A 14,218-nucleotide genomic window follows, 5' to 3' on the forward strand; every position below is an offset into this window, starting at 1 on the left:
GGTCAAATTCCTACGAGGGTGTCCGGCACGGGACGATTTTTGTGTTTCATGATGCCGAGGACCGCCGCGCCGCTGCGCTTGGCCAGGTCGAGCAGCAATACTGCTTCGCCGTAATTGGCGTCGTCGTCGAAGTCGATGAACACGACCTTTTTCTCGCGGCCTTGCAGCCGACTCGAGATCAGATCACCGAGCTCGTCTCGGGTGTTGATCGCTTGACTGTTGAGGGTGAGCGCCCCGTCCTTGGTCAAGCCGATCACCAGCGTGTCGCTTTGGTTTGGCGGTTTCTTCCGTTGCTTGCTCTCGGGTGGAACTTGCACGGAGATCTCGGGGACGTTCTTCGGGATCATCACCATGAAGATGATGAGCAACACGAGGCACACGTCCACGAGTGGGGTAACGTTGATTTCGCTGCTGGGTCCGCCTCCGGACCCGCCTGTGTCCATGCCCATGGGCTGTCTTCTCCTGAGGCGCAACGGGAGGGCGCGATGACGCTTACGCCAGTCCCGGGCGCGCAGAATAACGGAATTCGAAGGCGCAAGCGAGCGTCCTGGGGCTCGGGTTTCGAGTTTCGGGCCCGGTCCACGAAGTATTGGTCACGGGCAGATCTCGAATGCCACCCGAGCCCAAACGAGAAACGGGCCGGCGCTGTCCGTAGACATGCCGGCCCGTAGCCCGTGGCACTGCGCTTGAGTTCAGGTGGCGGGCTCAGCTACCCACGTCGACGACGAGCGCGACGTCCGAGATGTTGATGCCCTGGACCCACTCCATGACGACCCGGACCCGACCGTAGTTGGTCTTCTTGTCACCCTTGAGAAAGACGATCGGGCCGTCGTACTTGGCGGCCTTGGCCTTGCCCTCTGCCATGGCGACTTCGGTGCGCAGCGCGTCCTGGAAGTCGCCGCGGCTGGTGTAGGCGTCTTGGTTGATCCAGACCCCCTCATCGTCGACGGAGACGAACACCTGATCGCCCTCTTTGTGGGAGTCCGCGTCGACCAGCGTGGGCAGCTGGACGTCCTTGCCGCGCCCGAGCATCGGGGTCACCACCATGAAGATGATGAGCAGCACGAGGCACACGTCGACGAGCGGGGTGACGTTGATGTTGCTCTGCGGCCCCGCCGCGTGCCCGTGCTTGTCGCTCTTGTAGGGGATCCGACGCGTTCGCCGGCCCGTGTGGGCTCCCATGCCGCTCATGTTTGGCTCCCGTTCATGATGGGATCAACGCGGGCCGGATCAGTACCGGCCCTCCTTGAGCACGAAATTGATGACCTCGCTGGCGACATCGTTCATGTCGATCGAAAAGCCCTCAACCCGTGAGTTGAAGTAGTTGAACGCCATGACGGCCGGGATGGCGACGAGCAGACCGACGGCCGTTGCGACGAGCGCCTCGGAGATACCGCCAGCGACCGAGCTCAGGCCGCCGCCGCCGTCGCCGGCGAGGCCCTGGAACGAGTTGATGATGCCGACGACGGTGCCGAGCAGTCCGACGAAGGGCGCGGTCGAGCCGGTGGTGGCGATCAGCGCCAGGCCCTTCTTGAGGTTCGCGGTCTCGCGCTCCTTGGTCCGCTCCATCTGGCGGTTGACCGCGTCGACGAGGTCGAAGTCGCCGACGTCGTCGGGCCCCTCTTCTTGCAGCGCCTCGAGCCCTTGCAGGTACTCGTCCATGCCAGAGCCGACGACCTTGGCGATCGGGCTGGCGGTGTGCTGCTTGACGGCGGCCACGGACTCTTCGAGCTTCCGCTCGTTGAGGAAATTCCGCAGCATCATGATGTAGCTGATGCTCTGCCGCTTGGCCTTGTTGTAGACGATGAAGCGCTCGATCCCCATGATCGTGGTGATGACGAACTGCAACATCAGCACGATGAGGACCAGCTTGGCGAAGATGCCCATCTGGTTCCACATGCCGGACAGAGTGAAGGATGGCGCCTCTTCGGCGAGCAGGAGCAGGATTTCCATGGTCGTCTCTTTGGGTCAGATTCCGGCGGGGCCGGGACACGTTGCTCGAGCGGCTTGGCCGCTCACTTGAACTTGAGCTTGAAGGTTCGTTCGGTGCAGGTCTTGACCGGCTTGCCGCCCACGATGAACGGCTTGAAGCGCCACTTTTTGATGGTGTCGCGGATGATTTGATCCACCTGCGGATCGCCGGGGAATTTGGACTTGGTCTTCACGTCCACGACCTTTCCGGTCGTATCGACGCAAAACGAGGTCTTGTTGGTGCCGTCGCGCTTGTCGAAGCGGGCGGCCTTGGTCTGCTGAAGCAGCTTTTGGTCGGGGTCGGGTGAGTAGACCGCCTGGGCCATGACGGCCTGCAGCGGCTTTTTGGTGACCGAAGTACCCGCGGCCGGCTTGGTCGAGATCGACGCGCCGCCCGGCACACCACCGGGCACGCCGCCAGGCACACCGCCGGGCACGCCGCCGGGCACGCCGCCGGGCACACCGCCGGGAATACCGGTCGGCACGCCGCTGCCCTTTTTCTTGTCGGGGATGTCTTTGGGCTTGTCCTCGGGCTGGGTCAGCTCTTCGAGGGGCTCGTCCTCTTCGGGGACGTCTTCTTCGACCTCTTCCTCTTCCATCTCGCTGCCAGCGGGAGGCGGCGGCGGCGGTGGAGGCGGCGGCGGCTCCTCGGCCGACATCTGGACGAGGATGAAGTCGATGGTGGGGGCGTCGACCCGCGCGATGCTCATCTTGCCGGCCACCCACATGAACAAGATCATCGAGATCGTGCCCACGATCGCCATCACGCCGGCCCCGATCAGCAGCTTGACCCGCGCCGGGTTGACTTTGGTTGTGCCGAGGTAGTGTTCGAACGCCATCGTGAAGTCCTTTCGCGCCGTGGCTCTCAGTCGAGCTGGGAGAGCCCCCGTGACTCGGATGAAACGGGTGACACGGATGATACGGGTAGTTGGGGGCTCACTTGCCCTTCGTGCCCTTCGTGCCCTTTTGAGCCCCGTCGGTGCCGGCCTGCTCGGCGGCTTCGAGCGCGGCGAGCTCGGCACGCAGCTCTTCGAGCCGCGTCGCATCCGATTTCTCGGCGTCTGGCGTGAGTGGCGCGGGCGGGCAACAGCCCAAAAATTGTTTCTGCGCGGCGGCCAGCGTGAACGCGCCGCCCTTGCCCTCGATGAAGCCCGCGAACGACGTGGACTTGAGCTTTTTCCAGACCTCGAGCTGCGCGGCGATCTCTGCGCTGATGTCGGGCGGAGGGGCGCCCTCTTCACCCTCTGGCTGAATGAAGGTGTAGCGAATGGTGACGATCTGTTTGGGGAGCGGTGGCTCTTCACCCTCGGCGGCGGGCGGTGGCGGCGGCGCGCCCTCCACTTGGCCCTGGCCTTCGCCTTCGACCGGCTCGACGATCGGATCGTACTCGACCTCGAGATCGAACTCGTAGACGAGCGCCTTCTTGTCGACCTCTTTGACGGAGTCGTTGACGACGTTGCCCCACAGGTTGACCTCGCGGTCCTTCCACGAGCTGCCGTCACTGGCGAGATCGCGGAACAGCTCGCCGGGATCGACCTCGAACGGGCAGTCGGGGATCTTCTCGATGTCGCACACGGCCTTGGTCTCGCGCCAGGCCAGCATGCTGTCACGACGAGCCAAGATCGCTTCGATCGCGTCGACCGGCGTGTCGGGCGGATCGATGAACTCGCGCGCGAGCGATTTTTGCGTGTACGCCATCGAGCGCCACACATAGGGATCGCGGTACTTTGGATCGATCGCGGTGGCCTTCTCCAGATAGCCAATGACCTCGTCGGCGATCTCGATGCGCGTCTTGGCATCGAGCGCGGCGTTGAAGGGCAGCCCCGCCTCTGGATCCGGCATCAACGGATAGAACCGGCGGGTCGCCAGCGAGTACCAGCTCTTCGCGCTGTCCGGGAAATCCTCGGTGCGCTTGACGTACCACTCCTCCGCCTTGTCGGGCATCCCGCAGATGTCCTCGAAGGTCTGGGCGATCGTCATATAGAGATCTTCGTTCTGGGGGCAGGCCATGTGCATCTGCCGCCAGTGCTCGATCAAGTCGTCGCAGCGGGCGTCGGCGCCGAGCACCGCCAAGCGGTGTTGCTTGTAAGCCTTGAGATCCGGGTCGCCCGCTTCTTCGCCTTCAGCGGCGGCACCCTCGGCCGGCTCTGCCGGGGCGGCCTCGCCCTCTGGCTTGGGCTTGGCGCACTCGGGGCGATCATCTTGGACGCTGGTCTTGTCGCGCTTCTCGTTCCACTCGTCGAGCGAGGAGATGGCCAGCGTTGCGTACTCCTTGCGCTTGTTGACGTCGGCCTCGTCGGTCGCGTCCTTGAGATCCAGGACGATGCTCTCGGCGGCCATGGCCCGGTTCCAGAGCACGGTGACGCCATCGGGCTCGCTCTCGAGCGACTTGTTGTACTTCTCGATGGCCAGCTCCCACTGGCCATCGGCGTACAGCTGGTTGCCCTCGCGGATGAGATCGCGCGACTCGATCTTGGTACACGCGGCCAGCCCAACGGCCATGGAGATCGCGGCGAGTAGAGCGAGCTTGCGACGCATGGAGGGCGCCAGTGTACCCAGATGGCCCCAGGAATCAAGACGAACCTGGACTTGCCGAAGAAACGCAAATTCCACGCAAAATGGCTCGTGACGAGCCTGGATGAGCTTTTTGCGAGCACTTGGGATCAGCGTTCGATACCCCCGCGAGGACACTGTGTGGTCGTCAATGCGGTCTTTCGGGCAGCGATCGGCCCCGAACGGATGCGCATGCGTGCTGCGGTGCACATGGGTTCGCGGATCGTGCGCGGCCGCGGGTGCGAGCGCAGGCCCGCTACAACAGCCTGATTTGATCGAGGCGCGGCTGACCGCACGCGAGCGCGACGAGTCGATCGAGGCCCAGGGCGACCCCGACGGAGGCCGGCATCGCCTCGAGCTCGGCGAGGAATGCGTCGGGCATGGGCAGCGGCGGGAGCCCAACATGGGCACGGATCCCGGCGACGTGCTCGAAGCGGCGTCGCTGCTCGACCGGGTCTCGCAGCTCGCGGTAGCCGTTGGCGAGCTCGATGCCACCGACGTGGCTTTCAAAGCGCGCGGCGGTGCAGCGCTCGTCGGGCTCGAGCTCGGCGAGCGCCGCGAGGCTGGCGGGGAACCGCTCGACGTGGACGCCAACATCTGGGGGGAGTCCAGCGAGCCAGGGGTCGAAGGTGTGAGCCGACCACAGACTAAACAGCTCGGTCCACGCCAGCAGACGCGCGACGTCAGGCCCGAGGCCGAGGTGGTGGGGGCCCGATTCACCGGCGGCCAACACGACCCCCCCAGCGGCCCTTACACGGTCCAACAACGGCGCGAGGGCCTCCGCAGACTCGTTCCCGACCAACTGAACGCCAAGGGTCTCCCCCATGAGCGCGAGCAGGTTCACCCTTCGCCAGCGCGTTGGCGCAGGGAGCCGTTCGCGGACCCGATCTCCGAGCGCTGCGCCCACCGCCTCGAACACGGCGGCCACGATCCGCTCGACATCCTGCATGCCCGGCGTGATCCCTTCGAGCCGCGCTTGCTGATCGCGGTACCACTCGATCAGATGGAATTCCTCGCTGTGCTGGGCGCCGCGCTCGGCCGCCCGAAACACATGGGCGATCTGGAACATCGAGCCCCCGCCCCGACACAGCAGCCGCTTCATCGCCAGCTCGGGGCTGGTCGCCAACAACTTCTCGCCGCTGGCCAGCGGCTCGATCCAGGGCTCGAGCGCGACGGCGTCGACCCGGATCGAGGTGCTGACCTCGCGCAGCCCGGCCGCCCGCAGCTGCCCGCGGACGGCCGCCAGCGCGGCGTCCCAAGCGAGCACCCGGTCCCGCGTTGCGAGCCCGTCACCGGCCGCGCTGACTTCGCCTGGCATCAGATCAGCCGACTCGAAGAGGGGCGCCCTGCCCCCGTCAAACCTAGTCGTTGACGCGCTCGACGTAGGCGCCGGTCCGCGTGTCGATCTTCAGCTTGTCGCCGATCTTGATGAACAGCGGGACCTGAACCTCGTAGCCGGTCTGCAAGGTCGCGCCCTTGGTCGCGCCCGTGGCCGTGTCGCCCTTGACCCCTGGCTCGCACTGCGCGACTTCCATGGTCACGTGGCTGGGCAGCGTGAGGCCGACCGGTCGACCGTTGTAAAACAGGATGTCGACCGAGAGGTTGTCCATCAAGAACTTGGCCTCGTCGCCGGCGAGATCCGCCTGCAGCTCGACCTGCTCGTAGGTCGCGCTGTCCATGAAGGTGTAGGCGTCCCCCGTGGAGAACAAGAACTCGAACTTGCGCGACTCGACGTCGGCGTCGGTGAGCCTCTCACCGGATCGCCAGGTTCGGTCGATGACCGCGCCCGTGATCATGTTCTTGATCTTGCACTTGTAGAGGCCCTGCCCTTTGCCGGGCTTGACGAACTGAAAGTCCGTCACCACCCAGGGCTGTCCATCGATCTCCAGCTTGGAGTTCTTTTTTAGATCAGAGACGTCCATCGGCGCTGGCTGCCTAGCGCCGACGGCCGAGCGGGTCAAGCAGCCGCCATCGCCGCACCTTGGTTGCCGCGGACCCACCCGGACCAAATACTCGGTAAATCATCGTAATTAATCTAGCCCGCGCGCGGGAGGGCTGGCGCGACAGGCCGCGGTGTGGCAGGCTCGGCCAAGATTTCCAGCGAGGGTTCCCGGTAAATGCGACTGTCGACAAAAGTCCGATACGGCCTGCGAGCGCTGACCCACGTGGCCTACAGAGGGTACGCAAGCGCCCACGTCATCGCCGAGCAGCAGGCCATTCCCTCACGCTACCTCGAAGAGATCATCGGCGAGCTCCGAAAAGCCGGGTTGGTTGTGGGCAAAAGGGGTCCCCGCGGGGGCTACCGGCTCGCAAAACCCGCAGCGGAGATCGCCGTCGCCGAGGTCATCAGCGTGCTGAGCACGGCATCCACGAACGAAACCGGGCATCCCCAAGACGAGATCACCCGTCTGGTCGAGGACTCGGTCGACCAGCGGTTCGAGTCCGCGGTCGGTGAACTCAACCTCGAGCAGCTGATCGGCGAGGCCCGCGAGCGCTACCGCCGGCAAGCGGCCGACTACGTGATCTAGATTCGACCGAGGCAGAAACCATGCAGCGACCCACACTGGTCGACAACATCCTGGCCCTGATCGGCAACACGCCGCTGGTCCGCATCAACCGTCTCACCCAGGGCGACGCCGGGCCTGATCAGGCCGCGACCGTGTGGGGCAAGTGCGAGATGATGAACCCCGGCGGCTCGGTCAAAGACCGCATCGCGCTCGCCATGATCGAGGCCGCCGAGCGCGACGGCCTGATCCGCCCCGGCGAGAGCACCCTCGTCGAGCCAACCTCGGGCAACACCGGGATCGGCCTCGCGCTGGTCAGCGCGGTCAAGGGCTACCGCTTGATCCTGACCATGCCCGAGAGCATGAGCCTCGAGCGTCGCAACTTGCTCAAGGCCTACGGGGCCGAGATCGTGCTGACGCCCGAAGATCGCACGATGGAGGGCGCGGTCTCGCTGGCCGAGGAGCTGTGCAGCGCGCCGGATCACGTGATGCTGCAGCAGTTTCAGAACCCCGCGAATCCGCTGATCCACAAGCTCACGACCGGCCCCGAGATCATCGAACAGATGGAAGGGGCGAGCATCGACGGCTTCGTCGCGGGGGTCGGGACCGGTGGAACCGTGACCGGCGTGGGCTTGGCCCTGCGCGCCCACAACCCACATGTCCAGATCGTCGCGGTCGAGCCCGACAACAGCGCCGTGCTCTCAGGCGACGAGCCTGGCCCCCACAAGATCCAGGGGATCGGCGCCGGCTTCGTCCCGGATGTGCTCGACACCACGATCTACAACCGGGTCGCGCGGGTGCGTGACGACGACGCCTACCGCATGCGTCAGCGCCTGGCCCACGAAGAGGGGCTGTTGGTCGGGATCTCGGCGGGCGCGGCGATGGTCGCGGCCCTCGAGCTCGCGCGTGAGCTCGGGCCCGGCAAGAACGTGATCACCGTGCTGTGCGACACCGGGGAGCGCTACTTCAGCCTCGATGCCTTCTTCACGCCCGAGGGGGATCGACGCTGACATGCACGCGTCGCTGGCAGGGGCCCGATCGACAGGAGCGACAGCCCGAGCCAGTGGCTCGTCGGCGCAGTTCTTGGTGATCGGCGCGGGCGGGCTTGGATGCCCGGCCCTGCTCGGCCTGCTCGCAGGTGGCGCGCGCCGGATCACGATCGTAGATGACGATCTCGTGGATCTGAGCAACTTGCCCCGGCAGGTGCTGTTCAGCGCCGCGGACGTGGGCACGCACAAGGTCGACGCCGCTCGCCACGCCCTGCTTGGGCGCAGCCGCATTGAAGCGGACGCCTCACCCGCAATGGCGATCACCACGGTGCGCCAACGTCTGGTTCCCGAGGAGCTCGACGTGATCTTAAACGAGCTGACGACCGGTGCGTCTCGGCCGTGGGTCGTGCTCGAGTGCAGCGACTCGCCGGCCCTCAAGTTCGCGGTCCACGACGCCTGCCTGCGCGCGCGCCTGCGTGTCGTCATGGGTGGGGTGGTTGGCTGGCACGGACAAGCGATGGCCATCGATCCCCGCCAGCGCGACGCCGCCTGCTACCGATGCCTGTTCGAGGGCCCTCCCCCACCCGAGCTCGCGCCCGCGTGCGCGAGCGTCGGCGTCGCCGGCCCGGTCGCCGGCGCGGTCGGCCACGCGATGGCGACCCTGGCGGTCAGCCTGGCCAACGCTGACGCCCCACACGCCCCATCCCCTGCGGGCGTGTGCCTGCACTTCGATCTTCTCCACGGGAGCGTGCGGCGACTCGCGCCCAAGCCCCGACCCAACTGCGTAACTTGTTCGACCGCGGTCGAACTACACGCCAACACCCAAGCCCAAGACCGCTAGGAACACGCAACATGGCAACCGTTCGGATCCCCACCCCGCTGCGCAAGTACACCGAAGGCAAGGATGAAGTCGCTGTCTCTGGCGCCAACATCCGCGAGCTGCTCGACAACCTCGAAGGCAGCTACGCCGGTATTGGCGAGCGCATCCGCGATGACAAGGGGGCCGTGCGCCGCTTCGTCAACATCTTCGTCGCCGACGAGGACATCCGCTTTCTCGAGGGCCTCGACACCCCCGTGAAGGACGCCGATGAGGTCAGCATCATCCCAGCGATCGCGGGCGGACTCGGCTGACATGCGGTGGAGTCCGTCATGAGCGCCCGACATCTGCCCGAGGATCTGCCCGAGGGTCTGTCCGAGGATCTGGGCAGCTCGACCGAGCCGAACCCGGCTGAGCGGACGGCGGCCGAGCAGCTCGCCGCCCAGCGCCTGGTCCGGCCGGCGCGGGTCGATCGCATCACCGATCTGATCGGCCGTACGCCGCTGGTCCGGCTCCACCAGATCGAGGCGGACTGTCCCGGCGTCGAGCTGTGGGCCAAGTGCGAGTTCACCAACCCGGCCGGCTCGGTCAAGGATCGGCCGGCCCTGCGCATCATCGAAGACGCGCTCGCGCGCGGCGACCTGGCAGGCAAGCGGCTGATCGACAGCACCAGCGGCAACACTGGCATCGCCTACTCCATGGTCGGCGCCGCGCTGGGGATCCCGATCACCCTCGTCATGCCCAGCAACGTCTCGGCGCCGCGCAAGCAGGTCAGCGGCGTGTATGGCTCCGAGCTGATCTACTCGGACCCAATGGAGGGCAGCGACGGGGCGATCATGCTCGCGCGCGAGCTGATGCGCGCGCACCCGGATCGCTACTACTACCCCAACCAGTACGCCAACCTCAGCAACCCCTTGGCCCACTACCACGGGACCGCGCCCGAGATCTGGCAGCAGACCCGCGGTCGCGTGACCCACTTCGTGACGGGGATCGGGACCAGCGGCACGATCGTCGGGACCTCGCGGCGGCTCCACGAGCTCGGCCGGGCCTGCGGACGCGACGTGACCTGCGTGGCGATGCAGCCCGATGACGGCATGCACGGGCTCGAAGGCCTCAAGCACCTGCCCAGCAGCCTCGTCCCAGAGATCTACGACGAGTCGGTGCTCGACGCGACGATCTGGATGCCGACCGAAGAAGGCTGGGACATGGCCGAGCGGCTCGCCGAAGTCGAGGGGCTGTTCGTTGGCCACTCGAGCGGGGCCAACGTCGCGGCCGCGCTGCGCATCGGTCGTGAGCTGAGCTCGGCCGACACGCCGGGGGTCGTCGTGACGGTCCTGTGTGATCGCGGTGACCGCTACTTCACGCCGCTCGAGTGGGAGAAACACTATGTCTGGTGAGACGAGTGAAGACGCGACGCGGCTGCCGGCCGCGGTGGTTCAAGCGATCTATCGCCACGCGCGCGCGACGTTTCCAAACGAGTGCTGCGGCTTCGTGATCGGCAGCGGCGAGGATGCCCAGCTGATCGAGTGCGAGAACATGCAAGACCGCTATCACGCGGTCGATCCAGCCACTTACCCACGGACCGCCGCGACCGCCTACACCTTCGGCGGCAAGCACCTGCGCATGCTCGCCGACAGCCTCGACTCGGACCGGCCCGCGACGATCGTCTACCACTCGCACCCGCGCGTGGGCGCGTACTTCTCCGCCGAAGACACCCGCGCGGCCCTCAGCGCCGGGTGGCCGGTGGACTATCTGGTCGTTGACTGCCAGGACGACGAGATCCGTGAGGCGCTGCTGTTTCGCAAGCACGCGACGGATCCGGCCTTCGTGGAGATCGCCCGGTTCGACGGGGCCAAAATCTGAGTCTGGCGGATCCCGCTGGAGTACTATCGAGCCGTGCTCACGCTCGCGCTCGCGGCAGTGCTCGCCCAGGCTCCACCGGACTCGACGGCGTCCAAGAAAGACTCCTACCTGGCTGACAAACAGTCCGCGCGGGCCGGCAAGCCCGCGCGCGCCGGGCAGCGCGCCGATCAGCCGGTGTGGGCAAATAACCTTCGCACCCACGAGATCCGGGCGCTGACGGGACCTTCGGGGATCGCCGAGGATCAGCGCGGCGAAGCCGATCGCAGCGCGTTCTTTCGCTGCTGGTTCACCCATGGCCAAGGCCCGATCCCGGCGGCCCTCGTCGCCAGGATCGTCGCCACCGCCGCCCACTTCGACGTCCGCGAAGTCAGGATCATCTCTGGCTACCGCGCGCCCAAGTACAACCTGCTACTGGCAAAGAAGGGCCACGAGGTCGCCAACAACAGCCAGCACACGGAAGCCAACGCGATCGACTTCTTCTTGCCCGGCGTCGAGACCCGGGCGCTCTACGATTGGCTGCTCGGGGTTCACCCGGGCGGGGTCGGCTTCTATCCGGTCAGTGAATTCGTCCACATCGACCTTGGCCGCAAACGAACCTGGAGGGGGACCTGAGGCCCAGTTGCCTGCGGGATCTGGGCGGGCAGGCAACGCAAAGTTAGCGAGGCTCCGCCTCAGACCGTCGAGCCATGTAAGCCTCTGCATGGACATCGCCTCGGTGAGCGGGTGCGGGGTTCGATGTGCTGATCGGGCAGCGCGCACGACCCGTGAGGGTCCCTCCGGGCACGGAGGGCTCAAGACGCGAATTTGCGTTGTCATGGATCGCTGTCGACGAGGTCGGGCTGTGGCTTCGGTCGGGCACTCGCAACGCCCTCTTATTGTGCCCGGAGAGACCCTCACGGGTCTTCTGTGCGCTTCTCGTTGTTCGAGACGGCGGCTACGTGCTCGGGATCGAGGGGCGTCTTGGGGTCCAACAATGCTGGTTGCGGTGGTCATTCGAATGCTTTCGAGTGGTCGCGCAGGTGCAGCGACAGCGCTCCCCGAGCACGACGTCGACCCGGGCGCTGTCGCACGCGAGCATCCGAGCGGCGTGCAGAGCGGCGTGCAGCGGCGTGCAGCGGCGTGCAGCGGCGTGCAGCGGCGTGCAGCGGCGCATCGCCGAAAAAGCCGCCGATGACAACCCGCTCACAACCGAGCCGGGCGTGCGCAGGCGATGCTCGAGGTACGCCCGCGAAACCAGTGGATGCCAGCAGGCGTGGAAGGTGGCCCGCTCGAGTGGAGCGGTGGTTGACCCAGAACTGCCCGATCCCGAGCGCGTAGCCGCCGTCTCGAACAACGAGAAGCGCACAGAAGACCCGTGAGGGTCTCTCCGGGCACAATAAGAGGGCGTTGCGAGTGCCCGACCGAAGCCACAGCCCGACCTCGCCGACAGCGATCCATCGCAACGCAAATTCGCGTCTTGAGCCCTCCGTGCCCGGAGGGACCCTCACGGGTCGTGCGCGCTGCCCGATCAGCACATCGACCCCCGCAGACCCCAAAAGCACGACCCCCCGACTCGTGCGGCCTGTGTCGCTCACCGAAGCGACCTCCTTGCGGGGAGGGAGATCTAGGGCACTAGCGTGTTCGGAGCCCAGCCAAGAACGGGCGGTCGGCGGCCAAGAACTGATCGAGGGGCAGCTCGTCGATCTCGAAGGCCAGTACCTCGACGCCCGGCTCGGGCTGGATGAGCTCCCGCCACCCAGACGACCAGCGGCGCGCGTCGACGTGCAGGACGATCAAGATCACCTCGGGTCCGGGGGCCGGATACATGTGATGCAGGACATCCGCGACCCCGCCGATCTCCAGTTCCCGCGCCGCCGGTCCCCACTCTTCTAGGAGCTCCCGCGCCAGCGCGGCCCGTGGCCCCTCGCCCGGCTCGAGCTTCCCACCGGGCAACTCGAGCGCTCCAGCGCCATGCCTGGCCGTGGCTGGGCGGCGCTGGACCAACAGCTGCGAATGTAGCCGCACCAGCCCCGCAGCCACCACCAAGCGCTGCTGGGCCGGTTCTGCGGTCGCGGCGTCGTGGGTCGCCCGATGGCCCAGCGTAGATCCCGTCATGGGCCGATGTTGCCGGAGCCTGGACGCCGTGCAACCCAGCGCCTATCCTCGGCTTTGACTCATGCGTCTGTACGCCAGCAAAATCCCGGCGATCCTCGACTCGATCCTGCAAGCGCTCGTCGAGCCGGGTGACATCGAGACGAGTAACCGCGAGGAATTTCAGAACGACGTCGAGTCGATCCTGAAGGAGTACCTGCGACTCAACCGCGACATCTCGGAGCGGTCGAAGGACATCCTCGAGCAGCGCGGTCTCCCCTACTCGGAGCTCTTTCGGATCCGCCGGCAACAAGCCGAGCAGCTCGACTTTGGGATCGGCGACGACTCGATCGTCTGGATCGCCAACCAAATGGTCGAGCTGTTCATGCGCTCGCAGTTCGTCGACGAGATCTACGTCGACGACGCGACCTTGCGCCGCAAGATCAAAGACATCCTCCGCCGGCACATGCAGCACGACGAGGACCTCGACCGCGAGGTTCGGCGCCATCTCAAGCACCTGCAAGACGGCACCGACAGCTTCGAGATCGAGTATCAAAAGCAGCTCGATCTTGTGAAACGCAAGCATGGTCTGAGCTGATGGCCCACGTCGTCGTCTACCTTCAACGAACAACACGCGGCCCGCACCCCGGCAGCCTCGTCGCCCTGTGCCTCGCCCGCGAGGTCGCGGACGCGCGGGGGGCCTCGGTTCTGACCCTGTGCCTGGGCGACGCTGGCGGGTTCGATGATCGCCTGATCGTGGAGGCGAGCCGCTCCGGCGCCGATCAGATCGTGTTCCTCGGCCCCGAGGGGATCCAGAAGCTGTTTCGGCGCTTGTCGCCCCGTCACGTGTTCGCTCCCTACACCCGCGAGGCCGGCTCGGTGCTGGCCCAGGCCGGGATCGGTCCCATGGTTGGGCGCTGGATCGGCGGCCCTGCGGACAACCTCAGCAAGCTCGAGCCCGTGATCGGCACGGTCGCCGGTACCCTGCCCTGGCAGCAGGCGCCGCTTCAGATCGAGCCCGAGTACGAGGCCGACGTGACCCAGGTCGAGCTCGAAGATTGGCTGGTCACGGCCGCCGAGCAGGCCGCGGATCTGTCAACGACCGCCGAGCAGCCGCCGCTGATCTACCTCGACACCGTCGAAGGCGCGCTCGACCCCGCGACCAAGGCGGCGCTCGACAGCATCGGCGCGCACCCGGTCGCTGCCAACGACTACGCGAGCTACCAAGAGGGCACGCTGCTGTGGTTCGACGAATCCGGCGAGGGGCTCCCGCTGACCTTGGTCGAGCGCAGCCCCGGCTTGCGCGTGATCCTGTTGGTCGGCGAGCGGGAGATCAGCGGGCCCCTCGATCCCAGCTGGGGCTTGGCGGACTTCGTGCTGCCTGGCAAGTGGAGCGACGTGGTCGGCCAGTTCGCCGACACGCCGTGGAAGAGCACCTTCGTCTGACGCGC

Annotated in this window: 17 protein-coding genes; 9 read left to right on the forward strand and 8 right to left on the reverse strand. The window is 66.4% G+C overall.

Translation table 11 applies throughout. From position 1 onward, the window contains the following. Positions 1-2 precede the first annotated feature (2 nt). From DB30_RS31800 to efp, 7 genes are all read right to left on the reverse strand, one after another. Entirely contained in the window at positions 3-449 is a 447-nt protein-coding gene (locus DB30_RS31800) for a biopolymer transporter ExbD (RefSeq protein ID WP_146661510.1), read from the reverse strand. Between the two features lie 256 nt (positions 450-705). Further along, positions 706-1,191: an ExbD/TolR family protein gene (locus DB30_RS31805; RefSeq protein WP_146661512.1), complete on the reverse strand. Its 486-nt coding sequence runs from the start codon at positions 1,189-1,191 to the stop codon at positions 706-708. A 39-nt stretch (positions 1,192-1,230) separates the two neighbouring features. Then, complete coding sequence (locus DB30_RS31810) at positions 1,231-1,953, reverse strand: MotA/TolQ/ExbB proton channel family protein (protein ID WP_052556118.1); 723 nt, start codon at positions 1,951-1,953, stop codon at positions 1,231-1,233. A 62-nt stretch (positions 1,954-2,015) separates the two neighbouring features. After that, positions 2,016-2,810, reverse strand: a complete 795-nt coding sequence (locus tag DB30_RS31815; RefSeq protein WP_052556120.1) for an energy transducer TonB — start codon at positions 2,808-2,810, stop codon at positions 2,016-2,018. A gap of 97 nt (positions 2,811-2,907) precedes the next feature. Next, complete coding sequence (locus DB30_RS31820; protein WP_052556122.1) at positions 2,908-4,509, reverse strand: tetratricopeptide repeat protein; 1,602 nt, start codon at positions 4,507-4,509, stop codon at positions 2,908-2,910. A 271-nt stretch (positions 4,510-4,780) separates the two neighbouring features. After that, positions 4,781-5,842, reverse strand: coding sequence for an amino acid--tRNA ligase-related protein (locus DB30_RS31825; RefSeq protein WP_052556123.1), 1,062 nt, complete (start codon positions 5,840-5,842; stop codon positions 4,781-4,783). 43 nt (positions 5,843-5,885) lie between these two features. Beyond that, positions 5,886-6,446 (reverse strand): elongation factor P, encoded by a 561-nt coding sequence (efp, locus tag DB30_RS31830; RefSeq protein WP_052556125.1) that lies wholly within the window; start codon positions 6,444-6,446, stop codon positions 5,886-5,888. Positions 6,447-6,641: 195 nt separating this feature from the next. Between efp and DB30_RS31835 the strand changes: the two genes are divergently transcribed. From DB30_RS31835 to DB30_RS31865, 7 genes are read left to right on the forward strand one after another with little or no spacing between them, the layout of a single operon-like run. Next, on the forward strand, positions 6,642-7,052 hold the full coding sequence (locus DB30_RS31835) for an RrF2 family transcriptional regulator (RefSeq protein WP_146661516.1): 411 nt from the start codon (positions 6,642-6,644) through the stop codon (positions 7,050-7,052). Between the two features lie 20 nt (positions 7,053-7,072). Further along, positions 7,073-8,038, forward strand: coding sequence for a cysteine synthase A (cysK, locus tag DB30_RS31840; protein ID WP_052556129.1), 966 nt, complete (start codon positions 7,073-7,075; stop codon positions 8,036-8,038). A 1-nt stretch (position 8,039) separates the two neighbouring features. Beyond that, entirely contained in the window at positions 8,040-8,858 is an 819-nt protein-coding gene (locus tag DB30_RS31845) for a HesA/MoeB/ThiF family protein (RefSeq protein ID WP_052556130.1), read from the forward strand. A gap of 11 nt (positions 8,859-8,869) precedes the next feature. Further along, on the forward strand, positions 8,870-9,148 hold the full coding sequence (locus DB30_RS31850; RefSeq protein WP_052556132.1) for a MoaD/ThiS family protein: 279 nt from the start codon (positions 8,870-8,872) through the stop codon (positions 9,146-9,148). A gap of 18 nt (positions 9,149-9,166) precedes the next feature. After that, positions 9,167-10,231, forward strand: coding sequence for a PLP-dependent cysteine synthase family protein (locus DB30_RS31855; RefSeq protein ID WP_146661520.1), 1,065 nt, complete (start codon positions 9,167-9,169; stop codon positions 10,229-10,231). After that, on the forward strand, positions 10,221-10,697 hold the full coding sequence (locus DB30_RS31860) for a M67 family metallopeptidase (RefSeq protein WP_052556133.1): 477 nt from the start codon (positions 10,221-10,223) through the stop codon (positions 10,695-10,697). Before DB30_RS31855 ends, DB30_RS31860 begins: the two co-directional genes overlap by 11 nt. Before the next feature lie 33 nt (positions 10,698-10,730). Next, positions 10,731-11,309 carry a YcbK family protein gene (locus DB30_RS31865; protein WP_052556134.1) on the forward strand — a complete coding sequence of 193 codons (579 nt, stop codon included), beginning with the start codon at positions 10,731-10,733 and terminating at the stop codon, positions 11,307-11,309. Between the two features lie 999 nt (positions 11,310-12,308). Here the strand turns inward: DB30_RS31865 and DB30_RS31870 are convergent. Continuing rightward, complete coding sequence (locus DB30_RS31870) at positions 12,309-12,791, reverse strand: NUDIX domain-containing protein (RefSeq protein WP_052556136.1); 483 nt, start codon at positions 12,789-12,791, stop codon at positions 12,309-12,311. Between the two features lie 61 nt (positions 12,792-12,852). Here DB30_RS31870 and DB30_RS31875 point away from each other — a divergent pair, with 61 nt between their 5' ends. Beyond that, a complete protein-coding gene (locus tag DB30_RS31875; protein WP_052556137.1) occupies positions 12,853-13,365 on the forward strand; it encodes a DUF507 family protein in 513 nt (170 codons plus the stop codon). Next, the gene (locus DB30_RS31880) at positions 13,365-14,213 is read left to right on the forward strand and encodes a hypothetical protein (protein WP_052556139.1); all 849 of its coding nucleotides are present in this window, start codon (positions 13,365-13,367) and stop codon (positions 14,211-14,213) included. The genes DB30_RS31875 and DB30_RS31880 overlap by 1 nt, the downstream gene beginning before the upstream one ends. Positions 14,214-14,218: the final 5 nt, after the last annotated feature.

Source organism: Enhygromyxa salina (assembly GCF_000737335.2).
In the GTDB taxonomy this organism is placed as follows: Bacteria; Myxococcota_A; Polyangia; order Nannocystales; family Nannocystaceae; genus Plesiocystis; species Plesiocystis salina_C.